Source organism: Candidatus Baltobacteraceae bacterium (assembly GCA_036489885.1).
Taxonomy (GTDB): domain Bacteria; phylum Vulcanimicrobiota; class Vulcanimicrobiia; order Vulcanimicrobiales; family Vulcanimicrobiaceae; genus JAFAMS01.
The window spans coordinates 53053-78390 of record DASXEW010000002.1 but is presented as its reverse complement, the minus strand read 5'-3'; the positions used below and the strand labels follow the sequence as shown (position 1 = coordinate 78390).

Here is a 25338-nt window from a genome sequence, read left to right as displayed (position 1 = left end):
GGCTCAGCGCAATCCTCCGCCCGGCGATGAGGTGACCTGCCGCCGTCGCGAGGTGATCAAGTGCGTGTTCAAGCCGCCGATGGCCAGGCCGCCGTCGAATCGTGCCGACTCGACCTTGATGCAGCGATCGACGACGACGTCGAGACCCGCCTCATCGGCGCGTTTGATCGAATCTTCGTTGATCACGCCGTACTGAAACCAGATTGCCCGTGCGCCTATTGCAATGGCTTCCTCGACGATCGGCATCAATTGATCCGGCCTGCGAAAGACGTCGACGATGTCAGGTACACCGCGCTCGGCCGCGTACGCAGTGAGCGAAGGGTAGGACTTCACGCCGTCGATGGCATCAGTCGTTGGATTGATCGGCGCGACGTCGTACCGTCCCCGCGTCCGTAAGTAGGAAAAAACGAAATAGCTCGGCCGCGTCGCGTTCGGCGAGGCACCGATCATCGCAACGCTGGTCGAACGGTCCAAGAGCGCGCGCCGCTGCGCAATCGTCGTCAGAATCATTTGACCGCTGCCGTTCCGGCGCTACGCGCTGCGCGCAACCCGTTTTCGATATCCCAAATGAGATCCTCGAGATCTTCGAGACCGACGGAAAGCCGGATCATCTCGGGAGTAACGCCGGACGCAAGCAGCTCTTTGTCGGTCAGCTGCTGATGCGTCGTCGTCGCCGGATGGATCACGAGGCTCTTCGCGTCGCCGACATTAGCCAGATGGCTCCAAAGCTCGAGCGCTTCGATGAACGCGCGGCCGGCTTCGCGTTCGCCGCGCAGCCCGAACGTGAAGATCGAACCGGCGCCCTGCGGGAGATATTTGCGAACACGGTCGGCTTGGGAATCATCGATGCCCGCGTACGATACCCACGCGACTTCGTCGCGGCCTTTGAGCCACTTCGCGAGCGCGAGAGCGTTCGCGCAGTGACCTTGCATGCGAAACGCAAGCGTCTCGAGGCCTTGCACCATCAGCCACGCATTCATCGGCGACATTGCGGCGCCCACGTCACGGAGCACTTCGGCGCGCAGGCGCATCAGAAACGCGTATTCGCCAAAGGTCTCGGCGAAATTCATGTCGTGATAACCGGGACTTGGCTCCGAAAGAAGCGGATGACGTCCGGCGGCCCAATTGAATTTTCCGCTCTCGACGATGATGCCGCCAAGCGCCGTACCGTGTCCGCCAATGAATTTCGTTGCGGAATGGATGACGATGTCTGCGCCCCACTCCATCGGACGGCAGAGATACGGAGACGCAAACGTGTTGTCGACCACGAGCGGAACGCCGTGCTCGTGCGCGACGCTCGAAAGCGTGGCGAGATCCGCGATGTTGCCGGCCGGATTGCCGATCGTCTCCGTGAACAGCAGGCGCGTATTCGGGCGAATCGCGGCTGCAAGCGGTCCCGGCTCCCCACCGGGAACGAGCGTCGCCTCGATGCCCATTCGCTTAAGGGTTACCGTGAATTGAGTGACTGTGCCGCCATAGAGATTCGCGGAAGCCACGATGTGATCGCCGGCTTGTGCGAGCGCCAGTACGGTGCATAGTTGTGCCGAGAGGCCACTCGCGGTCGCAACCGCGCCGAGACCCCCCTCGAGGCTCGCCATGCGCTCTTCGAATGCGGCAACCGTCGGATTGCCGATGCGCGAGTAAATATTGCCGTACGTACGCAGCGCAAACAGCTCGGCTGCGTGCTCGGTCGAATCGAAGACGAAGCTCGTGCTCATATACAGAGGAAGAGCGCGAGCGCCGGTTGCCGGATCGGGTGGTGTTCCGGCGTGCAGTGCGCGTGTTCGAAAGCCGAAGTTGTGGTCTTGCATCGTCCTAGAGACCGGGCGTGATGTTGTTGAAGAACTTCTCTTTCTTGCGATGTTGCGCCGTGAACGGCAAGTCGTTCTTCCCGTCGCTCACCATTCCGACGATGTCGCTGTAGTTTTCGACGTAGCCGGTGAACGTGTACTGGCTCGCCTTGAACGACGCCGTAAATTTGAAGAGGCGCCCATCGAATGTCCCGGTGAGCGGCAGCTTTTTGTCCGGGTTGCCCCCCTGATCCCAAATTCCCGAGACATCCGCACCTTGCGAACCGCTTTGGCGGAGCGTGAGGTGCGAGTAGTAGGTCGACGCGCGGGTCTGCAGCTCGATTTCCCAGGTCCCATCGAGGCTGGTGAACTGAGGTGGCGCCGGCGTTTCAGACGGCGATGCCGCGGGCGATGGTGACGGACGCGGCGTTGCTCTGGCGCGCCGTCCACGAGGCGCGGGACTAACGGTCGGATTGATCGAGGGCGCCTCGGTCGGGGTCTCGATGGCGGGCGCGGGAGTAGGCGGAACGCTCTGCTGCTGTTGCTGCGCGCCTGCGTCGGCGAGCGAGAGAAGCGAGATCAGAAGAACGCCGGCAAGAGCGAGCAGGGGGAGTTTCATGACCCGCTACTGTTTAACGGCGCGGCGGCCGAGCCTTGCCACGGGTGCTAGAATGTTGGGGCTGTGAAAGAGAAGATTCATCCAAAATGGCACCCCGCGGCCAAAGTCGTTTGCAACTGCGGGAGTACCTTTACGACCGGTTCGACGCTCCCGGAGATTCACGTTGAGATCTGCGCGGCGTGTCACCCGTTCTTTACCGGAACGCAAAAGTTGGTAGACACGGCCGGCCGCGTCGACAAGTACAACCAACGCCTGGCCGCCGCCGGCAAGAAGAAGGAAGAAGCGGCTGCGCGCGTCCGCGCACGCGAGGCCGCAAAAACAGCCGACATATAGTCACCCGCGAACTGCGCTGGGCGGTACTGCAGAGCTTTCCGGCCGCGATCCCACTCGCGATCGTCGCACCTCGGGCCTCCGGGTTAGGCGAGCTTGCTTCACAGCGCGCCGATCCGGCGACCCGGCTTCTCGAAGTAACTGAGTCGACTGACCTCGACGGGGTCGGCCTCGCGGGCATCGATAACGTCATTCTCGAGGGTCTCGATGAGGTCGCGGATCCGGTCGCATTGCTGCGCGCAGTTACGCGAAGTGTTCCGGGTGCGCGCCTCTTCGCGCTGGTTGCGAACTCGGCGCATTTCGGCGCGCTTGCCGCACTCTATCGCGGAACGTCTCTGGCAAAGGCGCATCCGCTCGTTGAAGTAGAGCTCGAACCGTTGCTCCGCGACGGCGGTTGGCAGCCCTTGGAGATCCGGCGAATTTACGACGAGGGGATCGGCCAAGGACCGCTGCCGGTGCGCGTCAGCGTTCCTCCATTAACGTTTACCGTTGACGACGGTGAGATGCTGGCCCGCGGTCGCGTTCAGGCCTTCGTTGCGATTGCGGATCCGCTTTGAGGACGGCAGATCATCAGCAAGTCGAGCGTTTGTGGGGCGTCGCTGACGTTCGGTCCGACAATCTCGGAAAATGCGCGCTGAACTTCGGCGCGATCGAAATCGTGCATCGCGAGAATTCCACCTGGACGCAGCGACGGAAGCCACAGTCGCAGATCCTTGAGAACGCCCTCGTACTGATGGTCGCCGTCGATGAACAGCATGTCGCATGCGATCCCGCCGGTCTCAGCGCGGATGTTTTCCGATGTGCCGCGATGCGGCACGATGTAGTCGGTGAACGGCGCCGTGTTCGCGCAAAACTCGGCCCAGGTATCGTACATGCCCTCGGCGCCCATCGCTTCGTTCATCCACGTATCGACCGCGTGCACGGTTCCGCTCCCCTGCACTGCGGCGGCGGCGAGAAACGTCGTGCTCGCGCCAAGATAGCTGCCGATTTCGACAACGACGAAGCCTTCGGGAAGTCCGAGCGCCGTCTGCGTGAGCATCAGACGTTCTCGCACTGTCATGTGCGTCGGCACGCCGAAAATATGCTGTGCGTAGGGAGTCATCCACGACGGCAATCCCATTTCGACCACCGTTGCAACTCGCACGCTCATCTTGACGAAATCGGACATTCTCCTTTGATCATCGGCTTCGGCCGAGGCGGCTCTTAGGGCCAGTGATTTTCGACTGTTTTACGTTCTCCGAAGAGCTTGATCTACTCGAGATTCGGCTGCGCTTGCTCGAGAATGTCGTCGATTGGTTTGTGCTGTGCGAAGCACCCTTTACGTTTCGGGGTGATCCGAAGCGACTCGCGTTCGCTGAGTCCGGCGAACGCTTCGCGGAATGGCGCTCAAAGATCGTCCACCTGGTCTATCCGGGGCCGCCCTCTGCAGATCCGTGGCAGAACGAATGGGGGCAACGTGATTATCTTGCTTCCGGCTTCGCTCAGCGTGCAAGCAGCGATGACTTGGTGCTGCTGAGCGATTGCGACGAAGTTCCCGATCCGCGAAACGTGACGGTGCGGCCGCGTGAGCGATTTCTGCTCGGTCATCGCCAGCGCCGCTCGCACGGTTACATCAACCGCGTTGCAGTCGAACCGTGGGTTGGGACACGCGCCCTTCTCATGGGTTCCTTAGCGCGATATGGTAGTTTGAGCCAGGTGCGCAAGCGGCCCGAAAGCGAGCTCGAGTTCGTCGACGGAGGGTGGCATTTTAGTTCGTTCGGCGGCGCTGATGTTATGCGCGCGAAGATGCGGTCCTACGCGCACAGCGAGTACGACATACCGTATCTCACTGATGCGAAGCGCCTCGAGATTTGCCACGCGAGCGAACATCAAGGCGTTTGGGTGCCTTTGGATGAGTCATATCCACCGATCTTCCAAGAACCAGAATGGTCGGCGTACGTTTGGCGCGGCGCTGCGATTACGAACGGAAGTCTCGCCGATGCGCTCGAGCACGCGCACGGGTGTTTCGCATACGTTCCTGACGGTGCGAGCGCAGTTTCGGTGGTGGCAAACGAAAATCTAGGCGTGTGGGAAGAAGCGGGTCGCGAGCGATTCGCCGACCGTTTTGCGGGTGTATTTGAGGACAGCGATCGTATCCCGGCGCTTGAAGATGGCGCATGGATCGTCACCGATGCGCTCGACGATCGCGTCTTGTCGCGTGCCTGCGGAATCATAGCATACGGTAACAACGCGCGGTCGTTTCGGTCGTTCGAGTCCGCCCTCGCCGGGCAAGCGTTTCCGAATGGTCCCGCGGTTGGCGCGCGCGAGTTTCGGGCGCGTTTGGAGGGCAGCGGTCGAGCTCCGGATCGCGTCGACCGGATATTGCGAGGCGGCGTCTTCGCGCAGATGGAGAAGATTCCAGAGGTTCTTTACGAGGTGGTCCTCGGAACCGTTTTACGTATCGATGTGATTACACGTGACGAGCTGGCCGATTTCCTCGCCAACGCTCTGATCCTGCGGTGGCAACCGCAACCTAACGCATGAGCTCTATCTACGACCGTCTCGAACAGATGTCCAAACGCTTCGATGAGATCGAGGCGGCGCTGGCAGATACCAGCCGCCCGTTCGATCAGGAGCGCTATATGACGTTGGCGCGCGAGCGTGCGAAGCTCGTCGAGCCCGTCGAAACGTATCGCTCCTACACGCGTCTCCTCGCCGACGTCGCGGCCAACGATGCGCTACTTGCCGATCGGAGCGATCCGGAGATGCACGCGCTGGCCGAAGAAGAAGCGCAAGTACTGCGCGAGCGGCGCAAAGAGCTCGAGGAACGTCTGCAAGAGATGCTCATCCCGACCGATCCGAACGACGACAAAGACGTCTTCATCGAGATTCGAGCCGGAGCAGGCGGCGACGAAGCCGGCATTTTCGCTGCGGATTTGCTGCGGATGTATTTGCGCTACGCCGAAGATCACGGCATGCGTGCCGAGATTGTCTCGGCGAGTGAGAACGAAGCCGGTGGTTACAAGGAAGTCGTCGTTTCGGTCAAAGGCGGCGAGCCATATCGTTATTTGAAATATGAAAGCGGTGTGCATCGCGTGCAACGCGTCCCCGTGACGGAGGCGCAAGGTCGCGTTCACACCAGCACCGCGACGGTCGCCGTCCTGCCGGAAGTCGAAGAAGTCGAGGTCGAGATCCGCCCGAGCGACCTGCAGATCGATACGTTCAAGGCGAGCGGCGCCGGCGGACAGCACGTCAACAAGACCGAGTCTGCCATACGGATTACGCACGTCCCGACCGGAACGATCGTCGCGTGCAGCGAGGAGCGCTCGCAGCTGCAAAACAAGGATCGCGCCATGCAGATGCTGCGCGCGGTTTTGTACGACCGAAAGCAGCGTGAAGCCCAAGATGCGGTCGGCAATCTGCGGCGTTCGCAAGTCGGTACCGGCGATCGCAGCGAGAAGATTCGAACCTACAACTTCCCGCAAGATCGCATCACCGATCATCGCATCAACCAGAATTTCGGGAACATCCGCGGAATTCTCGACGGCGACATGGACCGTCTCGTCGGCGAACTGCAAAAGGACGAAAAAGCGAGGCTCTTGGCGGGCTCCGCGGTCGCGTGACCGTTGCCTCGGCCTTAGCCGTCGGCATCATGCGGTTGCGTTCAGGACAAGCGGCAGAGGGAGTTCGCGAATCCGCCCGCCCCGACGCGCAAGCGCTGCTCGGGCAGATTCTCGGCGTCGATCACGCCTGGATGCTCGCACACGGCGACGAGGAACTCACACGGGAGCATCTCGACGCTTTCGGTCTGCTCCTCGACGAGCGGATGCGGGGCGTTCCGATACCGTATCTTACGCACCTCTGCGGATTTTACGGACGCGAATTCTATGTCGACGAGCGCGTGCTCGTCCCGCGTCCCGAGACCGAACACGCGGCTAGCGCGGCGATCGACGCACTACGCGCGAACAAGGGAACGCGCGCGCTCGACGTGGGTACCGGCAGCGGCGTGCTCGCCATTACGCTCGCACTCGAGGTGACGGGATTGCACGTGACGGCAACCGATATCAGCCGCGACGCGCTTGACGTTGCGGCCCGAAACGCACGCGCGCTACAAGTGACGGAACTCGTCGATTTCGTTCAATGTGACGTCTTTAAAGGAACGCCGGCGCAGCGCTTTGACTGCATCGTCGCAAATTTGCCCTACGTTCCAACCGCCGACGTACCGCTGCCGCCGGATCCGGTCGCGTACGAGCCACCGGTCGCTGTAGACGGCGGACCGGACGGGCTGGACGTCTACCGGCGCTTGACCTCGCACTTGAGCGAGCTCCTCGCTCCCGGCGGAAGCGTGGTGCTCGAAGCCGCGCCGGCCACGATCTATCTTCTTGCTGGGCTCGTCAAAGGGTCACTGCACGATGTGCGGATCGAGGTCGGAACCGATTACGCCGGACTGGAACGTTTCATCGTAGCAAGCATCGCGTGATCTCGCGCCAACTCGGCGCCGGTGCCGAGGGCTTGCAGTTTCGCGTATGCAATGTCGCGGCGCATCGGTGCCATCCCGCAGTTGGTCGAACACCAGATGCGTTCCATGGGCAGATATTTTTCCGCGAGGCGAATCGTGGCGAGCACATCTTGCGCGGTTTCAACGCGATCGCTCGCGACGTCGATGACGCCGATCGCGGCATCCTTGTTTCGTAAGAGCGAGAGGACTTCGGGTGGAACGCGTGAGCCGGCGAGCTCGATACTGACCTGATCGACGCAGCTTTGCGAGAGGAAGGGGAAGAGCTGCGCGTACTGATCCCACTCGGTGCCGAGCGATTTTTTCCAATTGTTGTTGGCTTCGATGCCATAACCGTAACAAATATGAACGGCTTTGATCACGCTCAAGCCGCCGAATGCGGCCTCGAGCGCGGCGATGCCCCAGTCCTCGACTTCCTCGAAATAAACGTTGAAGGCGGGCTCATCGAGCTGAACTGCGTCGACGCCGGCCGCGATCAGCTCTTCGGCTTCTTGGCGGATGACCTTCGCGAACGCGAGCGCCGCTGTCTTTCGATCCGCATAGTGCGCGTCGTAGAGCGTATCGACGATCGTCATTGGGCCGGGAATCGTAATTTTCACACTTTGGCCGAGCGATTTTGCAAAACGCACGTCGTCGACGAAAATCGGGACGCGGCGGCTCACCGGGCCGGTGATGCTCGGGCATTCGGCTTCGTACCGGTCGGCGCGAATGCCGCGCTTCACTTTCTTCGTGAAATCAACGCCCGCGACGCCCGCAAGAAAGCCATGCACGAAATGCTGACGCGATTGCTCGCCATCCGTGACGAGATCGATTCCCGCACGGGCTTGCTCGAAAATCGCGATACGCGTGGCGTCGCGGATCGCCGGCTCCAGCTCGTCACCCTCGAGGCGCCAAGCCGGCCAAAGCCGTTCGGTTTCGGCGAGCCAGGACGGCTTGGGGAGGCTACCGGCAATCGTGGTCGGATACGGTCGTCGCATGCGGCGATGCTTCTGCAACGAAAGGCGCGAGGCCGCTTCCCCGCGAACATTAGCAACCCGTAATGGCGAAATACATCTTCTTTACCGGCGGCGTTGTAAGTTCGCTCGGAAAGGGGATAACGGCAGCTTCACTCGGGCGCCTACTCGTGGCGCGCGGACTGACCGTCTCGATCCAGAAGCTGGATCCATACATCAACGTCGACGCGGGTACGATGAATCCGTACCAGCACGGCGAGGTTTTCGTTACGGAAGACGGCGCCGAGACGGATCTCGATCTCGGACACTACGAACGCTTCATCGACGAGAATCTGACGCGCCGTAACAATGTGACGACGGGCCAGATCTACGCGTCGGTTATCGAGAAGGAACGGCGCGGCGACTATTTGGGTGCGACGGTTCAGGTCGTACCGCACATTACGAATGAGATCAAAGCGACAATCACGCGCGTCGCCGAGATGCAAGTCGCCGACGTCTACATCATCGAGGTCGGCGGGACGGTCGGCGACATCGAATCCCTGCCGTTTCTCGAAGCGATCCGTCAAATTCGTCACGACGTCGGCGACGAGAACGTTATGTACGTCCATCTCACGCTGGTCCCGCACCTGGGTGCGGCCGACGAGCTCAAAACTAAGCCGACACAGCACTCCGTGCGCGAGCTTCGCGGCATCGGCATCTCGCCCGACGCGATCGTGGTCCGGACCGGCTCAAACCGGCGCATCACCGAAGACTTGAAAGAGAAGATCGCGCTGTTCTGCGGCGTTCCCGCGCATGCCGTCGTAGGCAATGCCGATGCCTCGAGCATCTATAAGGTGCCGCTCAACCTCGAAGCCCAGGGCCTCGCCGAAGCCGTGATTCAAAAGCTTGCGCTTCGCGTGCAGCATCCCGCGCGGCTCGAGGAATGGGCGGCGATGGTCGAGCGCATCGATCGGCCGGCACACCGCCTGCGGATTGCACTCGTCGGTAAGTACGTCGAGCTCAAAGACGCCTACATCTCAATCAATGAGGCGCTGTACCACGCCGGCATCTATCACGATGCATCGATCGAGATCGTGCGCGTGGATTCCGAGACGATCGAAGAGCAGGGCGTGGGCGTGCTCGATGGAGCCGAAGGCATTTTGGTCGCTCCCGGCTTCGGAGCTCGAGGCGTCAAAGGAAAGTTGCGCGCAATCCAACACGCACGCGAAAGCAAGGTGCCGTTCCTGGGCATCTGCTACGGAATGCAGTTGGCGTGTGTCGAGTTCGCGCGTAACGTCTGCGGTCTCGAAGATGCGATGACGACCGAAGTCGATGAGGCGACGACCAACAACGTCATCGACTTCTTGCCCGAACAGCGCAATCTGGATTTCAAGGGCGGGACGATGCGCCTCGGCGCGTACGACTGCATCTTGGAGGCTGGTTCGCTGGCGGCGCGCGCGTATGGTTCGCTTGAGATCAGCGAGCGTCATCGCCACCGCTACGAGTTCAACAATAAATACAAAGCGATTTTCGAAGAACATCGCATGATCTTTTCGGGACATCATGTTTTGGGCCGCACGACGCTGGTCGAAGTCATCGAGCTGCCGCAAAGCATTCATCCGTGGTTTGTAGGAACGCAGGCACATCCGGAGTTCAAGTCACGCCCGACGCGTCCGTCGCCGCTGTATCGTGATTTCGTCGGTGCGGCCCTGGCAAGCAGTCGCGAGCAGGCAGCGACACCCAGCGCACAACTGACCCGCTCCTGAACCTCGGTCGGATCACGTTCGTCATCCTTACGCTCGATGCGAGCGAATCGTTGCCCGACGCCCTGGCATCACTGCCTCCGGGTGCGAATGTCCTCGTGCTCGATGCCTGTTCGAGCGACGACACCGTCGCGGTTGCACGGCGCGCCGGTGCGACCGTACTCGAACGGCAATGGACGAACTTCGTCGATGCACGCACGTTCGCAGTCGATAACGTACGCTCGCCTTGGACGTTCATGCTCGATGCCGACGAACAGCTCGACGACAAGCTGCGCGAGGCGCTTTTCAACATTGAACCCGAAGCCGCGGAGATCGAGGGATATCGCGTGCGGCGCGCGACGCGTTTTTGCGGCGAGATCGTGCATGCCTTCGGGTGGGACAACGAGATGATCTTACGGATGTTCCGAACCGATCGCGGCGTCGTCGCGGCGCATCCCGTCGCAGGCGGCAGCGCCGCGCTGCACGAGCGCTGGAGCGTTCCGGGGAACGTCGCCGATCTCGACGGCGCGCTCTTTCACAACTCGTATCCCGAGGAAAGCACCTACGCGCAGAAATACGAGCGCTACACGTCGATCGAAGCCGCGGGCACTGCTCCGAGCATCGCCCGTCTCGTCGTCAGCGCACTCGTCGCACCCGCGCGCTTCGTCTGGTTGCTTGGACCGCGCGGTGGCCTCCGCCTCGGCCGGCGCGGCCTGTATATCGCGTTCTGGTCGGCGTCGTATCAGACCATCGTTCGATGGAAGGCGCTACGTCGCAAGGAATGATCGACGTTGCTTTCGATCGGCGCGAAACCTCGCACATGTCGATCGGCATGCGACAGTACGTCGCAGAGCTCGCCGCGCGTCTGCCGCGAGTCGCTCCGGAGCTACAGTTTGCGACCTTCGGAAGCGGGGACAACTTTGATTGGGGCGAGCAAGCGGCAATGCCGCTACAGATCGCGCGGATGCATCCGCATCTCGTCCATATTCCCACGCCGTTCACGCCACTCGTCATACCTGCGCCGTACGTCATGACGATCCACGACTTGATCGATCTCAATTTCCCCCAATGGACGAAACCGAAAGCACGCTGGTACTTCGGTGTTGCGGTACGCCGTGCCGCGCGAGGTGCGCGCTGCGTTATCACCGACGATCGCGCTACGGCGGACGACCTCGTCCGGTTTTACGAATTGGATCCCGCTCGCATCGCCGTTGTGCCACTTGGCGTCGATGTTCCGGATGTCGATCCGATCCGCCGCACGGTACCGTTTGTGATTTACGCGGGCAACCGGCGGCCTCACAAAGACCTGAAAACGATCGTTGCCGCTTGGCATGCGGTCGATCCGCAGATGGAGCTCGATCTGGTTCTGACGGGACCCCAGCTCGCCGACCTTCATATCCCGCGCCGCGAGCGCGGCAGCGTCGTTTTCGCGGGTGAGCTGGCGCACGCGGATGTCCTGCGCTGGATGAAAGGAGCGCGGGCGCTCGTGCACGCGGCGCTGCGGGAAGGATTCGGCTTGCCGCTCTTGGAGGCGGTACGCGTGGGAACGCCCGTGATCTGCGCACAGACTTCCGTCCCCGACGTGTTGCGGAAGCACGTGCGGAGTTTCGTGCCCGGCGACGTTCGAGCGCTCACGGGCGCGATCGAAAGCGCGCTGCGCGGCGAGCTGAGCGAGCAAACACAGCGTGCGCAACGCGAGACGGCAAATTTGACCTGGGATCACTGCGCAAGTCTGACCGCAAACGTTTACAGGCGTTTCCTATGAACGTCTTACTCGACGCGCGCGAGACGCGGCGCATGTCGGCCGGGATGGTTGCGTACGTGCGCGAACTAGCAAACCGCTTGCCGAACGTCGCGCCCGACATCACGGTGCGCACGGTCGGGCGCGGCGAGAATTTTTCCTTTACCGAGCAAGTCGAGATTCCGTTTGCATCGAGATATTCCGATCTCGTGCATTTTCCGACAATTTTCGCTCCGGTCGTTCTACCGAAGAAGTACGTCGTTACGATTCACGACCTGATTCATTTGCGCTACCCGCATTTGTTCTCACTGACGACGGGCGCATACTATTCGATTTTTGTGCGGCGGCTCATCAACGGTGCAGCGCGGCTGCTCGTCGGCGATTGGCGAACGCGCGACGATCTCGAGCGGTTCTTCAACGTTGGCCGCGAGCGCATACGCGTGATCGCGCTTGGCTACGATCCGGCGTTGGTCGATGTCCCGCCGCGAGTCGGTCAGCGCTACCTGCTCTACGTGGGGAACCATCGTGCGCATAAGAATCTCGCAACGATGGTCGCGGCTTGGGACGCGCTCCCGCCGGACGTCGACATCGATCTTGCGTTGACCGGGGTTGCGGACGTAGAGCTGCCGCCACGTCACGGCGGACGCAAACTGGTTTACCTCGGTGATTTGTCCGCGGAAGAAACCGCAGCCGCGATTCGCGGTGCAACGGCGCTCATTCAGCCCTCACTTGCCGAAGGTTTCGGTTTACCCGTACTCGAGGCAATCGTCCGGCGCGTCCCGGTCATCGCTGCGGAGGATGCGTATCCGGGCTTTCTCAAAGCGTTCGTCGGACGCTTCGAGGCACTGAGTGTCCCGGCGTTGCGTTCTCTTTTAGAAGAAGTCGTGCGTTCACCGCAGCGGCTTCGAGGGCTTGCGATCGAAGGTGAAGAGATCGCGCGAGACTATACATGGGACCGCTTCGCAACCAAAGTGGCCGCCGTCTATCGCGAAACCCTGGAGGACGACCTGGACACGTGATACAGCGCAAGAGTATTGCTCTTGCAAGCGCCGCCATCGTGATGGCTTTGAGCATCGGCGCCGCGTTCGGTGCTACGGCACATAAGCACGCGCGTTTTCCCGAGCGCAACATCGCAATCGTCGTCAATGGTCAGCAGCTTGCGCCGCATCCGGGCCCGCGTATCGTGGCGGGGCGTATCATGGTTCCGATCGTGCGCATTTTCAGCGCGCTTGCTATTCCCGTTTCCCGCCACGGCAAGGTGCTCGTCGCCGAAGCACCCGCCCAGACGATCCGCCTTACGGAGGGCAGCCGGCGTGCATACGTCGGACGCCTTCAGATCTTTCTCGACGTCGCGCCCATGGAGATCGATGCGACTACGTACGTCCCACTCGATCTCCTCGTCGACGTGCTTGGGGCGAATGCGTCGTACGATTCGCACGCACGGCAAGTCGTCATCGCATCGACGCTGATTCGTCGTCTGACGCCTTCACAGAACGTCGGCGACGGCAAGGTGAGGATTACCGGCAATCTAACAGCGATCGATTCGGTTTCGGAACCGCCGTCGCTGACGGTAACATATCGCGACTCGGTGAGGACTATCGCGATCAACTCCGGCGCGCGGATCGTCCTCAGCGACGTCGTCGCGCGCACCGAACAACATGCCGAGCTCAGCGATCTCCACGTCGGCGACGCCGTTTCGGTAACGGTGAACTCTGACGGGACAGTCGCGCTCGTCGAGGACCTCTACGGTTCGCGCGTCGGAACGATCGCAGCCGTTTCCGGGACGTCGATCGTTCTGGATTCCGGTCGCGTGGCCACGCCGGATCATACGACGACGATCATCCTCGACGATAAACCGGCCGCGCTTTCGGATTTGCACGTCGGCGACATCGTGACACAGAGGATGAATCCGCAAACCGGCGAGACGCGCGAGCTCATCGCAGTAAGCCCGGCGACGCCTGCGCCTGCAGCTTCCGCGCAAACCGCAACGACCGTCAACATCGTAAGCTTCACGGCAGAACCGCTTCGACCGTTGCGCCTCGGAGAGAAGTTCACGTTCGCGCTGCGCGGGACGCCCGGCGGGCGTGCGACCTTCGATCTCGGCTCCTTTATCACGGGACTCGCAATGCGGGAAGAGTCGCCGGGCGTTTATGCCGGAAGTCTCACGGTCCCGGCCGGCATGAATTTCGCGCAGATGCCGGTTTACGGACACCTGGCAGTCGGAGGCATCGCGGCGACGCAAGAGGCCGTGAACAAGATCTCGGCGGCAACAATCGCGCCACAGATTACCGATATTGCACCTTCAAGCGGGCAGGTCGTGAACAACAACAAGCCCAGCATCTACGCGACGTTTGCGGCACCCACCGACCTCGGCATCGATCCGAACTCAGTCATGCTCAGGGTCAACGGCAAGGATGTGACCAGTTCGGTAACGAGAACCTCATCGTTCGTTACGTACACATCCGGCGCTCCGCTTCCCGACGGTCAAGTGAACGTCTCGGTTGCGGTCGCCGACTTCGCAGGAAATGAAGTGTCCAGATCCTGGACATTCACAATTCAAACACGATGAAACGATTGCTTTGCGCGCTTGGCGCCGTTCTGATCTTGACTTCGGTTACGCTGACTCGTCCGGTGAGAGCGGCAGGGCCCCCGGCAATGATCTTTGCCCGGGTAAAGGATGCGGTCGATCTCGATCCGGCCGTTGCGACCGATGGGCTCTCTCTCAACGTGACGAACCTCATCTTGGAGGGTCTCGTCGCTTTTCGTCCCGGCTCGTTCGACGTCGTTCCGGATATCGCGGAAAAGTGGACGACCAGCAAAGACGGCAAGACGTGGACGTTCTTGTTGCGACCGAACCTGAAGTTCACGGACGGCACGCCGCTCGACGCCGAGGCAGTCAAGTTCAATTTCGACCGCTGGCGACTGACGACGAATCAGTATCGCGGCAACTATCAGTTTTCGTACTACGTCGCGGAGTTCGGCGGATTTCCGGGCCTAATATCCGACGTGCAGGTGGACGGCGCGCAAAAGGTCACGTTCAAGTTGACGCGTCCGTACGGTCCCTTCTTGCGGAATCTTGCGATGCCGTCGTTCGCAATCGGTTCGCCGACCGCGATTAAGGCGGACATCGTCGCGTTCGATCATCATCCCGTCGGGAGCGGACCCTACGAGCTCGGCGAGTGGGTAAAAGACGACCACATTACGCTGCGCGCGAATCCGGGCTACCGTCCGGCGCCGGCATATACGACCGTCGTGATTCGCGACATTCCGGATCAGGCAACGAGCGTGCTCGAACTGCAGAAGGGTGACATCGACGGCCTTTCGGATCTGCGGCCCGACGACGCGACGAATCTTGCCAAGTTCAAGAACATCACCATCTATCGCCAGCCCTCGAACAACGTTTCGTATCTGGCGATGAACATGGACAAGAAACCATTTGCCGATCGGCGCATTCGTCAAGCGATTGCATATGCGATCGACATCCCCGCGATCGTGCACGCATTCTATCCGGTCGGCGGCGTGGTCGCGAACGAATGGAATCCTCCGGGGATGCTCGGAGGGAATCCCGCCGTTAAAGCCTATCCGCACGACATCGCTAAGGCGAAAGCACTGATGGCTGCTGCCGGAATGAGCAAGGGCTTTAGCACGGAGCTCTATTACGGAACTGCGCCACGTCCGTACATGCCCGAGCCGCAACGCGTGGCCGAGGCGATTCAAGCCGACTTACGGCAGATCGGCGTCAACGTGACGCTCGAGCCGTTCGAGTGGGCAGTGTATCTCAGCAAGATCAAAAACGGCGAGCATCCGATGTGCTTGATCGGGTGGACCGGCGACAATGGCGATCCGGACAATTTCCTCTATCCGCTGCTCGATAAGGATTCAGCCGTGAAGGGCGGCCAGAATTACTCGTTCTGGCGCGACGAAAACTTCCATAAGCTGATGCTCGAGGGGCAAACGACGATCGTCGACAGCGAACGCGCCAAGATCTACGCGCAGGCTTTGCAGCTCGTGCATGATGAGGCGCCGGCGATTCCCCTCGTCCACACGACCGTGCCGTTCGCGATGAAATCGAACATCACGGGCGTCGTTCCGAATCCGAACAACGTCATCTGGTATCAGCTGATGAAACCGAAGACGTGAGCGACCCCGAGGATTGCATTTTTTGTAAAATCATCCGCCGGGACATACCCGCGCGGGAAGTGCTGCGCGACGCGGACGTCGTCGCATTTCACGATTTAAATCCGCAAGCCCCGACGCACATCTTGGTGGTCCCAACACTGCACGCCGATCACCTCTCGGAGTTCAACGCCAAAGCCTTGCCCGATCTCAAGGCCAAGCTCTTGGCGGCTGCAGCCGAGGTTGGCGGACGCTTTCAGCGCGATGGACAGGGCTATCGCGTCGTCATCAACGAGGGACCCGACGGCGGTCAAACCGTGAGCCACCTGCATCTGCACGTCCTGGCGGGACGGCATTTGACCTGGCCCCCGGGATAACGTATAGTCTGGGCTTGGGTTCATTCGAACCGAAAATTTTGTGCGACGGCTTAGCCGCGCCGATTGGAAGGGAGGGTTGTTCATGGAAGTTCGCGTTGCGCCGGGAGAGACGATCGAAAGCGCGTTGCGGCGTTTCAAGAAAGCCACCCAGAAGGCCGGCGTTCTGGCTGAAGCGCGCAAGCACGAGCATTACGAAAAGCCGAGCGTTCGCCGTAAGAAGAAATCTGCGGCGGCTCGTAAGCGTCGCGCTTGAGCCTAAAAGATCGGATTAGCGCCGATCTAAAAGTTGCGATGAAAGCCGGAGATGCGTTGCGCCGCGATACGTTGCGGTCCGCGCTCTCCGGCTTTTCGTATCGGCGCGTCGAAGCCGGACATGACTTGACGGAGAGCGAGGAGCTTGACGTTGTCGCGAAGGCGGTCAAACAGCGGGGCGACTCGATCGAGGAGTTCACCAAGGCCGGCCGTACCGAGCTTGCGGACAAAGAGGCGCGGGAGCGCGAGATCTTGCTCGCTTACCTCCCAAAGCAGAAGACGGCGGACGAGATAAGGGCCTCCGTTCGCGACGTGTTGGGAGCGGGGACGGCGCGCAACCAAGGAGCCGTCATGAAAGCGGTCATGCCCGCGATGAAGGGTGTCGCCGACGGTAAGCTCGTCGCCCAGATCGTCACCGAGGAATTGAAGCAAGGGTAGTTACGCGACCCCTCGGGGAATGTTGCCTCTTCGTAGTAGGGAGGGAGCGATGGTGTGGGGGGGCCATGCGAAGCATGGAGGGCGCGGAGCCTGGTCCGGAGCGCCTTTTAACAGGAAACTAACGCCTTCAGGGCCGGTACAACCTAGCGTGCGACGTTTCTCGCTTGTCTTGGTCACGCTCGGATCGCTGTTATCGTTCGTCCCGGTCTTAGGGCTCGGGAACACGAGCGCGAGCGTCGTCGTGATTCCGATCCACGGCACGATCGATACCGGAATGGAACACCTGGTTGAGCGCGCGGTCAGCGAAGCGCGCGACGATCATGCAAAGGCAATCGTTCTCGACGTGAACACCTTCGGCGGTTTGGTCGATGCCGCGACGAATATTCGCGATGCTTTGTACTCGGCCGGCATTCCGGTCGACGCCTACGTTTCGGAACGCGCGTGGTCAGCCGGCGCTCTTATCACGCTCGCCGCAGGTAAGATCGTGATGGCGCCGGGCTCGAGTATCGGAGCGGCCGAGCCGATTCCGAAGACGCCTAAAACGGTTTCGGCACTGCGCGCCGAGTTCGAATCGACCGCGCAGCGCGCGCATCGCGATCCGAACATCGCCGGCGGAATGGTCGACGCCAATCTCTCCGTACCTCCGTATAAGAAGCCCGGCGCGATACTCAGCCTGACGGCAGACGACGCGGTGCGAGCGCACTTCAGCGACGGAATCGCGATGACGCAAGAAGATGCGCTCAAAGAATTCGGTTTGGCCGGCGCAACGATTGTGACGCCAGCGTACACGTTCGGCGAGCGGCTCGCCCGCTTCGCCACAAATCCGGAGGTGAGTGGAATGCTCTTGTCGCTCGGATTTCTCGGGTTTCTGATCGAGCTGCAAACGTTGCACGGCATCGCCGGCGCGGTCGGTGCAGCTGCGCTTGCGCTGTTCTTCGGCTCGCACGTTTACGCCGGGTTCAGCAATACGCTCGTTATTTTGCTCGGCATTGCCGGCATCGTGCTCATCATGCTCGAGTTGCACGTCTTCCCGGGGCACGGCATTTCAGGGATTGCAGGTGCAGTCGCGCTGATTGCGGCCGTCTTCCTGGCGTTCGGCGGTTTGCCGTTCGTGTTCGTCACCACACAAGCGCTTGCAATTGCGATCGTCTTGTCCGCGCTCGTGTTTTGGGGAACGTCGCGCGTTTTCCCCGAAAATGCATGGATGCGCCGGATCGTTTTTGCTGCCGAACAAGGTTCGGATTATGTCGCATCGGCCGACTACCATACGCTTGTCGGGAAGACGGGACTAGCGACTTCGTATCTGCGTCCGGCCGGCGTTGTTACGATCGATGGTAAGCGAATCCCGGTATTAACCGAGGGCGATTTTGTCGGAGCGGGAACGGCCGTCACCGTGACGCGTGTCGAAGGCGCGCGCATTTTCGTACGGCCGGCGGTCGAAGTCAATACGGAGAAAGCATGATATGACCTTGGATTTTGGCATCGGCCTGATCGCGCTTGCGGCCATTGTCGGTTTGATGATCTTCCTGTACTACTTTCCGCTCGGGATGTGGATCAGGACGATCGCGGCGGGCGTCCCGCTTTCGATTCTCTCCCTGATCCGGATGCGGCTCATCGGGATCCCTCCAGGGACGATCGTGACCAACTTGGTTCGCGCACGCAAAGCCGGATTGCCGTTGACGATCGACCAGCTCCAATCACATCTGCTGGCAGGCGGCAACATCGATAACGTCACGCTCGCAATGATCGCGGCACAGCGCGCCCAAATTCCGCTCGAATGGCAGCGCGCCGCGGCGATCGATCTCGCCGGGCGCAACGTCTTGGAAGCGCTGCAAACGTCGGTAGTTCCGAAAGTGATCGAGACGCCGACATTCCAAGGCGTCGCGCAAAACGGCATTCAGCTCAACGTCAAGGCACGTATTACGGTGCGAAGCAATCTGGATCGGTACGTCGGCGGCGCCGGCGAGCCGACGATCGTCGCACGCGTCGGCGAAGGCGTCGTTTCCGCGGTCGGAGCGGCCATCGATCATAAGGAAGTTCTCGAATATCCGGATCGCATCTCGAAAGCGGTTCTCTCGAAGGGTCTCGATGCGGGCACGGCATTCGAGATCGTTTCGATCGATATTGCGGATGTCGACGTCGGAAAGAACATCGGCGCGGAGCTGCAGATCTCTCAAGCTGAAGCCGACCGGCGGATCGCACAAGCGAAAGCGGCGGAGCGTCAATACGCTGCCCAGGCCGGCGAACAGGAGCAAAAGGCCGAGACACAGCGCATGCGTGCGCGCGTTGTCGAAGCCGAAGCCGCGGTGCCGCTCGCGGTCGCCGAGGCGTTTCGTTCCGGGAATCTCGGCATCATGGACTACTACAGGATGAACAACATCAAGGCTGATACCGAGATGCGCTCCGCAATCTCCGGCGGCGTCACACCCGAGCCGCCGCCGCCGTCGATGGCACCCCCCACCTCGTGAGCGACATCCTCGTCTCGATCATCGAGAGCATTGCGGACGCTGCCGCGGCGGCGCGCGCGCGCCGTGGGGAAGAGGCCGCCGTACTCCCAAGCGCCCTTCCCTCGCGTCAGGCTCCGCCAGCCGCGCAGGCCGCGCCCGTCATCCCGGTGATCCACCGGGCGAAACCTCGTGTGGAACCGCCACCCGTCCAACCTGCTGAACGGCGGATCGAACCCAGGCGGCTGTTCGCCGACCCGCAGAGTTTGATCCGCACCGTCGTCGCGACGGAGATCCTCGGGCCGCCGCTGGCGCTGCGCCGGCAGAACCTCTGGGACCCGCCCGGCGTTTAGGAGTTTGTGACCGTTACAGGCGACGAGGCTTAGCCGTCAAGCAAATCAGCAGCGAAGAAATTTTTGAGCTCGGACGAGCCGTCGATCCATTGCGCGTTTTCGGTCAATTCGATCAGAATCTGACGGCGCTTGAAGCGCTCGTCCCGGTCGTCGTGCGCCTGGACGGGAATCGCGTTTTCGTGAGCGGCGAGCAACCCGCGGTGGCGCGCGCGATGCACGTGCTCGAGCAAATGAACGTCGCCGCGCGCGGCGGTAGCACGCTAACACCCGACGACGTCGCGCTCGCGGTGCGTGAAATCGACAACGCTGCGGCGCAAAATATTCCGACAACCTTATACACGACCCATCGCGGACGTGAGATTCGGCCCAAGAGTCCCGGGCAAGCGCGCTTGGTGCGCGCTATCGAACGCTCGCCGCTTACGTTCGGAATCGGCCCGGCCGGTTCGGGGAAGACGTTCTTGGCGGTCACCATGGCCGTGCGAGCGTTGCGCGCACGCGAAGTCTCGCGGCTAATTCTTTCGCGTCCCGCAGTCGAAGCCGGCGAGAAGCTCGGTTTTCTTCCGGGCGATCTACGCGAGAAAGTCGATCCGTATCTGCGCCCGCTTTACGATGCGCTCGGCGAGCTTCTGGACGATAGCGTCGTCGTGAAAAATCTCGAACGCGGAACGATCGAGGTCGCGCCGCTCGCGTACATGCGGGGACGAACGCTGTCGGATGCGTTCATCATTCTGGACGAGGCGCAGAACGCAACGCACGAACAGCTAAAAATGTTCTTGACGCGTCTGGGCAATGGCTCCAAGATGGTCGTCAACGGGGACGTCACCCAAATCGACTTGCCGGGCGGCGTGCGCAGTGGTTTGCTCGAGGCGCCTACGCTCTTCGAAGGCATCGAGGGCATCGACATCGTCGAGCTCGACGACACCGACATCGTTCGGCATCCGCTCGTGTCGGAAATCGTCCGCGCCTATGCCCGTCGCGCTCGTAAGCCGCGTTCGTAGCCGCGACCTCAAGTTGACGTCGTTGCGGCGTACCGCTCAGCGGTTGCTCGACGCCATCGGCTATCCGGACGCGCAGCTTTCGATCACGCTGGTCGGGGATGCCGCGATTCGCAAACTCAATCGCGAGTACCGTCACAAGGATCGGCCGACTGACGTTCTGAGCTTTCCGCTGGGCGACGGCGCCGGGCAACCGCTATTAGGCGACGTCGTAATAAGCGTTGCGACCGCAAAACGTCAAGCTGCCGAATACGACGCCACGCTGCAGCGTGAGCTCGAGCGTCTGCTGATTCACGGTATTTTGCATCTCTTAGGTCACGATCATCACAGGCGCAACGAGCGTCTCCAGATGGAACGCGAGGAAAAGCGCTTGGCGCGCGCGATCGGTATGCCGTGGCCGTACTGAAGCACGCGTCCGACGGCATCGTGCATGCGTGGCGGACGCAGAGAAACTTTCGCATTCAGGTCGTGCTCGCCGTTGTCGCGATGGTGGCATTCGCTGCCCTGCACGCACCCGTGCTTGCTTTCGCAATCCTCGCCCTCACGATCGCCTTCGTGCTCGCTTTCGAAGCCATGAACACGGCCCTGGAGGCGCTGGTCGACCTGGTTTCGCCCGAGCGGCACGCGCTCGCGAAGGCAGCGAAGGATGCGGCAGCCGGCTCGGTCCTGATAGCCGCGCTCGGTGCTCTTGCCGTCGGTATCCTCCTAGCGCTTGCCTTCTTGGCACATTAAGGGACACAGCCCGAAGGCGTGGTATAGTACCTCTGCTTGAGTACGGACCCACTACCGGGTAGTCCCGAGCCGGCGCCCACACCGTAAGGCACGGTTACGGAAGCAACATGCCGGCCAACTTAGCCTGGGAGATCATGGCGCTCGTTCTTCTCATCGGAGGAGCGGCATTTTTTGCCGCGTCCGAGGCTGCGCTGATCTCGGTCTCGCGTTTGCGCATGCGCCAAATGGTCGAGCAGAAAGTCCGCGGGAGCCGCTCCGCACTGCGTCTCCTCGACGAGCGTAGCCGGTTGCTCGCGACCGTCTTGATCGGCAATACCGTCGTGCTGCTTGCGGCCGACTCGCTTGCGACCTGGATTTTCATTCGCGAAGGCATCCCTCACGCCGCGATTTGGTCGACGCTCCTGATGACGGTCTTGATCTTGCTGTTCGGCGAAATAATTCCGAAGACGGTTGCGGTCGCGAATTCGGAGCGGTGGGCAATAAGGCTCGCCCCGGCGCTGGAGCGCGGCGCGTGGTTGCTCAATCCGATCAATCGCGTCTTCGTCGGCATCACCTACATATTCGTCCGGCCATTCGGCATTCGACCGAGCATGCAAGGCCCGTTCATCACGGAAGAGGATATTCGCACGATCGTCAACGTCGGTGCGGAGCAAAAAGTGCTCGAAGAAGAAGAGCGGGAGATGATTCATTCGGTCATCCAATTCGGGGACACGATTGTTCGCGAGGTCATGCAGCCGCGTCCGACGATGGTGTGCATCGCCGTCAACGAGACGCCGCGTAAGGCACTCGAGCTCGTCATCTCCGAGGGTTATTCGAAACTGCCCGTCTACGAGGAGACGATCGACAACATCATCGGTGCCGTTTACGAGCGCGAGTTGTTGATCGCGCTCGCCAACGGGAGCATCGCATCGGCGTCGATCCGCTCCATCATGCGTAAGGTCGCCGTCGTTCCCGAAAACAAAAAGGTCGCCGATCTGCTCAGAGATATGAAGCGCGATCAGTTTTCGCTGGCGATCGTGCTCGACGAGTACGGCGGAACGGCTGGTCTCGTCACGGATGAAGACATTCTCGAAGAGATCGTCGGCGAGATTCGGGACGAGCACGATCAAGGCGAAGAAGAGCCGATTCACGTGCTCGATCCGACCGAAGCGATCGTCGATGCGCGCGTCAACATCGAAGACGTCAACGCGGAGCTCGGAACGCATCTCGCGCATGAAGAGTTCGAGACGATCGGTGGGTATCTCGTTGGAAGCCTCGGTCATTTCCCACACGAGGGAGAGGAGATGACTACCGTTGACGGCGTGAAACTACGCGTCGAGCGCATGCGGAACCGGCGCATCCTCTCAATTCGCATCAAGCTCAACGGTCACGCCCATACGGAAGAATCGCTCGAGGCCGATGCCCGCAGCATCTGAGCTGCTCGCAGCGGCCCGCAAGGCACGCGAGCACGCCTACGCACCGTATTCGAATTTTGCGGTCGGGGCTGCGCTCGCAACGAAAGCCGGCGACGTCGTCACCGGCGCAAACGTCGAGAACGCGTCGTATCCGGTCGGAATGTGTGCGGAGCGAACGGCACTCTTTTCGGCGGTGGCACGTGGACACCGTGACTTTGACGCGATTGCAATCGTCGGGCCCGAAGGCGTCGCTCTGACGCCGTGCGGCGCTTGCCGCCAGGCACTCTCCGAGTTCGGCGACATGCGCGTCGTTCGCGAAGGATGCGACGACGTGGCCCTGCGCGATCTCCTACCGGATGCGTTCGGTCCGCGGCACCTTGCACGAACGGGCATATAAGACCGACGCGTTCGTCCTGCGTGGACGTAATCTCGGCGAAGCAGACAAGATTTTCACGCTGTTCACGCGCGCGCGCGGAAAGATCGACGCGGTCGCGAAGGGCGTGCGCCGTATTAAGAGTCAAAATGCCGGCAGGCTCGAGTTTTTGACGGAAGCCTCGTTGACGATGCACGCCGGAAGGTCGCTCGATGTCATCACGGGTGCGTCGATCCTGCATTCCGAGTGGGAAGGAATCGTTGAACCCAGCACCTTTGCAACTGCCAACGTCGTCGCCGAGCTGATCGATGCGTTTTGCGAACCGGATCTGGCGCAGACGGAGATATACGACCTTCTGCGCGGTGTCGTGCACGCGCTCGTCTCTGTGCAACGGCCGCCTGAGCTCTTGCCGCGCTTCGAGCTGCGGCTGCTCGACGTGCTCGGCATCCTGCCGAGCATGGACGTATGCGTGCGGTGCGGCGAGTCGCTCGAAGGGGCTCGCGAAGCGTGGCTCGATCCATCGGCAGGCGGCCTGGTATGCGGTGCTTGTCACTCCGGCGGCGATGCCGGAAAGCTCGAAGGGAACGAGATCGAGAACATTCACGCGCTCGCGATACCGCCTGCGCAGCGCGGTGCGACGACATTCGCGTTGCCGTCGGTGGCGCGTGCGGTCGATGCGCTGCTCGTCTATCATCTCGGGAAACGCGCGAAGGCTTCAGCCTTTCTCGAAGAGATGGCGCACGGCCGATGAGCATTCTAGCGCTCGATATCGGTGAGAAGCGGATCGGCGTAGCGGTCTCGGACCCAAGCGATTCATTTTCCCTGCCGCTCGAGGTCATCGAGCGGACGACGATTCGTGACGATATCGGACGCATTGTCGCACTGGCGACGGAGCGCGGCGTCCGCGTGGTCGTCGTCGGCGATCCGGTTCGTTTGGGCGGCGAGCGCGGACTAGCTTCGGAGAAGATCGATAAGTTCGTCGCCGAGCTCGAACGCGGATGGAACGGAATGATCGAACGTGTCGATGAGCGCTTGACGACCGCACAAGCGACCAAATCGCTGATCGCCGCCGACGTCTCACGCAAGAAACGAAGGCAAGTCGTCGACAAACTGGCCGCGGCCTTGATCCTCGATACCTACCTCGCGCGACGGAAGCACGGTTGAGGCGCCTCGCCGCAATCCTCGCGCTGCTCGCCGTCGCGGCGCTCGCACTGTTTTGGTACGTCGCTTTTGCCGACCGGAGCCGGCCGAGCGTAGCTACCGACGTCGTTATCCCGCACGGCGCGACTTCGGGAGACGTAGCAGTGCTGTTGGCGCAGCATCACGTTATCGCGAATCCGCTGCCGCTGCGAATCTTGGCGCGAGCCCGGCGCGTCGATCGCGATCTCGAGGCGGGCGAATACATTTTTCCCGCACACCAGACGCTCGATGAAGTCTTGCAAGAGCTCTTAGTCGGTCGCGCGCGCGTTGCCACGTGGGTGACGATCCCCGAAGGCTTTACCGCCGTACAAATCGCGGACACGCTCGCGGGGCACAAGCTTGGGTCGCAAGCGGCATACCAAGCATATTTCGAGCACCAAACGATCGTGCTCGGCGGCGTGCGCACACAGAGTCTGGAAGGCTACCTGTTTCCGAGCACTTATCTCTTTCCGCTTTCCGTGACGCCGGAGGTTGCAGCCGGCATTCTTGTCGACCAGTTTCGCAGGGAGCTGCCCGGTAATGCACAGCGGCAGGCGCGTAGTTTGGGATACACGCTTCCGCAGGTCGTAACGGTCGCGTCGCTCGTCGAGCGCGAAGCGAAAGCCGACGACGAGCGTGCTTTGATCGCCGGCGTCATCTACAACCGCTTACGCAAAGGTATGCCTCTGCAGGTCGATGCGTCTCTGGAATATGCGTTTCCGAATCATCATATTGAGATTACGCGTGCCGACTTGCGTACCGATACGCCGTACAACACGTATCTGCACGTGGGGCTCCCGCCGACGCCGATTGCCAACCCCGGCCTCCCCTCCTTGCTGGGAGCATTGCATCCGCAGCGAACGGATTACTATTACTATGTCTATAAAGGGAACGGCCACCACGCATTTGCCCGGACGCTCGGGGAACACAACGCAAACGTCGAACGCTATCTGCACTAGATCGGAGGCCCGCCATCAGCTCGCATAACGGAAACGGTGAGGCCCTTTCGCCTGGTGAGGGCGACGCAGCGCTCGAG

30 protein-coding genes are annotated in these 25338 nt (G+C 61.3%); 25 read left to right on the top strand and 5 right to left on the bottom strand.

What is annotated here, in order from left to right; genetic code table 11:
* Positions 1–3: 3 nt before the first annotated feature.
* From VGG22_05565 to VGG22_05555, 3 genes are read right to left on the bottom strand one after another with little or no spacing between them, the layout of a single operon-like run.
* The gene (locus VGG22_05565; protein HEY1727815.1) at positions 4–510 is read right to left on the bottom strand and encodes a CoA-binding protein; all 507 of its coding nucleotides are present in this window, start codon (positions 508–510) and stop codon (positions 4–6) included.
* Entirely contained in the window at positions 507–1811 is a 1305-nt protein-coding gene (locus VGG22_05560; protein ID HEY1727814.1) for an O-acetylhomoserine aminocarboxypropyltransferase/cysteine synthase family protein, read from the bottom strand. Before VGG22_05560 ends, VGG22_05565 begins: the two co-directional genes overlap by 4 nt.
* 4 nt (positions 1812–1815) lie before the next feature.
* The gene (locus VGG22_05555; GenBank protein HEY1727813.1) at positions 1816–2409 is read right to left on the bottom strand and encodes a hypothetical protein; all 594 of its coding nucleotides are present in this window, start codon (positions 2407–2409) and stop codon (positions 1816–1818) included.
* 63 nt (positions 2410–2472) lie between these two features.
* Here VGG22_05555 and rpmE point away from each other — a divergent pair, with 63 nt between their 5' ends.
* Both rpmE and VGG22_05545 read left to right on the top strand, forming a co-directional pair.
* Positions 2473–2742 (top strand): 50S ribosomal protein L31, encoded by a 270-nt coding sequence (gene rpmE / locus VGG22_05550; GenBank protein ID HEY1727812.1) that lies wholly within the window; start codon positions 2473–2475, stop codon positions 2740–2742.
* Between the two features lie 227 nt (positions 2743–2969).
* The gene (locus tag VGG22_05545) at positions 2970–3296 is read left to right on the top strand and encodes a hypothetical protein (GenBank protein ID HEY1727811.1); all 327 of its coding nucleotides are present in this window, start codon (positions 2970–2972) and stop codon (positions 3294–3296) included.
* On the opposite strand, the gene VGG22_05540 is transcribed toward VGG22_05545, so the two are convergent.
* Positions 3263–3907, bottom strand: a complete 645-nt coding sequence (locus VGG22_05540; GenBank protein HEY1727810.1) for a class I SAM-dependent methyltransferase — start codon at positions 3905–3907, stop codon at positions 3263–3265. The genes VGG22_05545 and VGG22_05540 overlap by 34 nt on opposite strands.
* Before the next feature lie 44 nt (positions 3908–3951).
* Here VGG22_05540 and VGG22_05535 point away from each other — a divergent pair, with 44 nt between their 5' ends.
* Genes VGG22_05535 through prmC form a run of 3 tightly spaced genes read left to right on the top strand, consistent with a single transcriptional unit; the run spans position 3952 to position 7198 of the window.
* Positions 3952–5262: a hypothetical protein gene (locus tag VGG22_05535; protein ID HEY1727809.1), complete on the top strand. Its 1311-nt coding sequence runs from the start codon at positions 3952–3954 to the stop codon at positions 5260–5262.
* The gene (prfA, locus tag VGG22_05530) at positions 5259–6341 is read left to right on the top strand and encodes a peptide chain release factor 1 (protein ID HEY1727808.1); all 1083 of its coding nucleotides are present in this window, start codon (positions 5259–5261) and stop codon (positions 6339–6341) included. The genes VGG22_05535 and prfA overlap by 4 nt, the downstream gene beginning before the upstream one ends.
* On the top strand, positions 6338–7198 hold the full coding sequence (gene prmC / locus VGG22_05525) for a peptide chain release factor N(5)-glutamine methyltransferase (GenBank protein ID HEY1727807.1): 861 nt from the start codon (positions 6338–6340) through the stop codon (positions 7196–7198). Before prfA ends, prmC begins: the two co-directional genes overlap by 4 nt.
* Here prmC and VGG22_05520 read toward each other — a convergent pair.
* The gene (locus tag VGG22_05520; GenBank protein ID HEY1727806.1) at positions 7156–8211 is read right to left on the bottom strand and encodes a methionine synthase; all 1056 of its coding nucleotides are present in this window, start codon (positions 8209–8211) and stop codon (positions 7156–7158) included. The genes prmC and VGG22_05520 overlap by 43 nt on opposite strands.
* A gap of 62 nt (positions 8212–8273) precedes the next feature.
* Between VGG22_05520 and VGG22_05515 the strand changes: the two genes are divergently transcribed.
* The 20 genes from VGG22_05515 (at position 8274) to mltG (ending at position 25261) form a co-directional block, all read left to right on the top strand.
* Positions 8274–9932 carry a CTP synthase gene (locus tag VGG22_05515; protein HEY1727805.1) on the top strand — a complete coding sequence of 553 codons (1659 nt, stop codon included), beginning with the start codon at positions 8274–8276 and terminating at the stop codon, positions 9930–9932.
* A gap of 50 nt (positions 9933–9982) precedes the next feature.
* Positions 9983–10693 (top strand): glycosyltransferase, encoded by a 711-nt coding sequence (locus VGG22_05510; protein ID HEY1727804.1) that lies wholly within the window; start codon positions 9983–9985, stop codon positions 10691–10693.
* Positions 10690–11673: a glycosyltransferase gene (locus VGG22_05505; GenBank protein ID HEY1727803.1), complete on the top strand. Its 984-nt coding sequence runs from the start codon at positions 10690–10692 to the stop codon at positions 11671–11673. Before VGG22_05510 ends, VGG22_05505 begins: the two co-directional genes overlap by 4 nt.
* On the top strand, positions 11670–12668 hold the full coding sequence (locus VGG22_05500; protein ID HEY1727802.1) for a glycosyltransferase family 1 protein: 999 nt from the start codon (positions 11670–11672) through the stop codon (positions 12666–12668). The genes VGG22_05505 and VGG22_05500 overlap by 4 nt, the downstream gene beginning before the upstream one ends.
* Positions 12665–14218, top strand: coding sequence for a stalk domain-containing protein (locus VGG22_05495; GenBank protein HEY1727801.1), 1554 nt, complete (start codon positions 12665–12667; stop codon positions 14216–14218). Before VGG22_05500 ends, VGG22_05495 begins: the two co-directional genes overlap by 4 nt.
* 86 nt (positions 14219–14304) lie before the next feature.
* Positions 14305–15789 carry an ABC transporter substrate-binding protein gene (locus VGG22_05490; GenBank protein HEY1727800.1) on the top strand — a complete coding sequence of 495 codons (1485 nt, stop codon included), beginning with the start codon at positions 14305–14307 and terminating at the stop codon, positions 15787–15789.
* On the top strand, positions 15786–16142 hold the full coding sequence (locus VGG22_05485) for an HIT domain-containing protein (protein ID HEY1727799.1): 357 nt from the start codon (positions 15786–15788) through the stop codon (positions 16140–16142). The genes VGG22_05490 and VGG22_05485 overlap by 4 nt, the downstream gene beginning before the upstream one ends.
* Before the next feature lie 82 nt (positions 16143–16224).
* Positions 16225–16395 (top strand): 30S ribosomal protein S21, encoded by a 171-nt coding sequence (gene rpsU, locus VGG22_05480; protein HEY1727798.1) that lies wholly within the window; start codon positions 16225–16227, stop codon positions 16393–16395.
* Positions 16392–16832 carry a GatB/YqeY domain-containing protein gene (locus VGG22_05475; protein ID HEY1727797.1) on the top strand — a complete coding sequence of 147 codons (441 nt, stop codon included), beginning with the start codon at positions 16392–16394 and terminating at the stop codon, positions 16830–16832. The genes rpsU and VGG22_05475 overlap by 4 nt, the downstream gene beginning before the upstream one ends.
* 148 nt (positions 16833–16980) lie before the next feature.
* Positions 16981–18294, top strand: a complete 1314-nt coding sequence (locus VGG22_05470; protein ID HEY1727796.1) for an NfeD family protein — start codon at positions 16981–16983, stop codon at positions 18292–18294.
* 1 nt (position 18295) lies between these two features.
* Positions 18296–19300 carry a flotillin-like protein FloA gene (gene floA, locus VGG22_05465; protein HEY1727795.1) on the top strand — a complete coding sequence of 335 codons (1005 nt, stop codon included), beginning with the start codon at positions 18296–18298 and terminating at the stop codon, positions 19298–19300.
* Positions 19297–19629, top strand: a complete 333-nt coding sequence (locus VGG22_05460; GenBank protein ID HEY1727794.1) for a hypothetical protein — start codon at positions 19297–19299, stop codon at positions 19627–19629. The genes floA and VGG22_05460 overlap by 4 nt, the downstream gene beginning before the upstream one ends.
* An 89-nt stretch (positions 19630–19718) precedes the next feature.
* Positions 19719–20627, top strand: a complete 909-nt coding sequence (locus tag VGG22_05455; protein HEY1727793.1) for a PhoH family protein — start codon at positions 19719–19721, stop codon at positions 20625–20627.
* Entirely contained in the window at positions 20596–21030 is a 435-nt protein-coding gene (gene ybeY, locus VGG22_05450; GenBank protein HEY1727792.1) for an rRNA maturation RNase YbeY, read from the top strand. The genes VGG22_05455 and ybeY overlap by 32 nt, the downstream gene beginning before the upstream one ends.
* Positions 21018–21356, top strand: coding sequence for a diacylglycerol kinase family protein (locus VGG22_05445; protein HEY1727791.1), 339 nt, complete (start codon positions 21018–21020; stop codon positions 21354–21356). The genes ybeY and VGG22_05445 overlap by 13 nt, the downstream gene beginning before the upstream one ends.
* Positions 21357–21463: 107 nt before the next feature.
* Positions 21464–22771 (top strand): hemolysin family protein, encoded by a 1308-nt coding sequence (locus VGG22_05440; GenBank protein HEY1727790.1) that lies wholly within the window; start codon positions 21464–21466, stop codon positions 22769–22771.
* Positions 22755–23147 (top strand): cytidine deaminase, encoded by a 393-nt coding sequence (locus VGG22_05435; protein HEY1727789.1) that lies wholly within the window; start codon positions 22755–22757, stop codon positions 23145–23147. Before VGG22_05440 ends, VGG22_05435 begins: the two co-directional genes overlap by 17 nt.
* Positions 23107–23874, top strand: coding sequence for a DNA repair protein RecO (recO, locus tag VGG22_05430; protein ID HEY1727788.1), 768 nt, complete (start codon positions 23107–23109; stop codon positions 23872–23874). Before VGG22_05435 ends, recO begins: the two co-directional genes overlap by 41 nt.
* On the top strand, positions 23871–24287 hold the full coding sequence (ruvX, locus tag VGG22_05425) for a Holliday junction resolvase RuvX (GenBank protein HEY1727787.1): 417 nt from the start codon (positions 23871–23873) through the stop codon (positions 24285–24287). The genes recO and ruvX overlap by 4 nt, the downstream gene beginning before the upstream one ends.
* Positions 24284–25261, top strand: a complete 978-nt coding sequence (gene mltG / locus VGG22_05420; protein HEY1727786.1) for an endolytic transglycosylase MltG — start codon at positions 24284–24286, stop codon at positions 25259–25261. Before ruvX ends, mltG begins: the two co-directional genes overlap by 4 nt.
* Positions 25262–25338: the final 77 nt, after the last annotated feature.

Coding starts and splice junctions, on each gene's coding strand:
- VGG22_05565 (HEY1727815.1), bottom strand. CDS start 510: ATGATTCTGACGACGATTGCGCAGCGGCGCGCGCTCTTGGACCGTTCG.
- VGG22_05560 (HEY1727814.1), bottom strand. CDS start 1,811: ATGCAAGACCACAACTTCGGCTTTCGAACACGCGCACTGCACGCCGGA.
- VGG22_05555 (HEY1727813.1), bottom strand. CDS start 2,409: ATGAAACTCCCCCTGCTCGCTCTTGCCGGCGTTCTTCTGATCTCGCTT.
- VGG22_05540 (HEY1727810.1), bottom strand. CDS start 3,907: ATGTCCGATTTCGTCAAGATGAGCGTGCGAGTTGCAACGGTGGTCGAA.
- prfA (HEY1727808.1), top strand. CDS start 5,259: ATGAGCTCTATCTACGACCGTCTCGAACAGATGTCCAAACGCTTCGAT.
- VGG22_05520 (HEY1727806.1), bottom strand. CDS start 8,211: ATGCGACGACCGTATCCGACCACGATTGCCGGTAGCCTCCCCAAGCCG.
- VGG22_05515 (HEY1727805.1), top strand. CDS start 8,274: ATGGCGAAATACATCTTCTTTACCGGCGGCGTTGTAAGTTCGCTCGGA.
- VGG22_05505 (HEY1727803.1), top strand. CDS start 10,690: ATGATCGACGTTGCTTTCGATCGGCGCGAAACCTCGCACATGTCGATC.
- VGG22_05500 (HEY1727802.1), top strand. CDS start 11,670: ATGAACGTCTTACTCGACGCGCGCGAGACGCGGCGCATGTCGGCCGGG.
- VGG22_05490 (HEY1727800.1), top strand. CDS start 14,305: ATGATCTTTGCCCGGGTAAAGGATGCGGTCGATCTCGATCCGGCCGTT.
- rpsU (HEY1727798.1), top strand. CDS start 16,225: ATGGAAGTTCGCGTTGCGCCGGGAGAGACGATCGAAAGCGCGTTGCGG.
- floA (HEY1727795.1), top strand. CDS start 18,296: ATGACCTTGGATTTTGGCATCGGCCTGATCGCGCTTGCGGCCATTGTC.
- ybeY (HEY1727792.1), top strand. CDS start 20,596: ATGCCCGTCGCGCTCGTAAGCCGCGTTCGTAGCCGCGACCTCAAGTTG.
- VGG22_05440 (HEY1727790.1), top strand. CDS start 21,464: ATGCCGGCCAACTTAGCCTGGGAGATCATGGCGCTCGTTCTTCTCATC.
- VGG22_05435 (HEY1727789.1), top strand. CDS start 22,755: ATGCCCGCAGCATCTGAGCTGCTCGCAGCGGCCCGCAAGGCACGCGAG.
- recO (HEY1727788.1), top strand. CDS start 23,107: ATGCGTTCGGTCCGCGGCACCTTGCACGAACGGGCATATAAGACCGAC.
- ruvX (HEY1727787.1), top strand. CDS start 23,871: ATGAGCATTCTAGCGCTCGATATCGGTGAGAAGCGGATCGGCGTAGCG.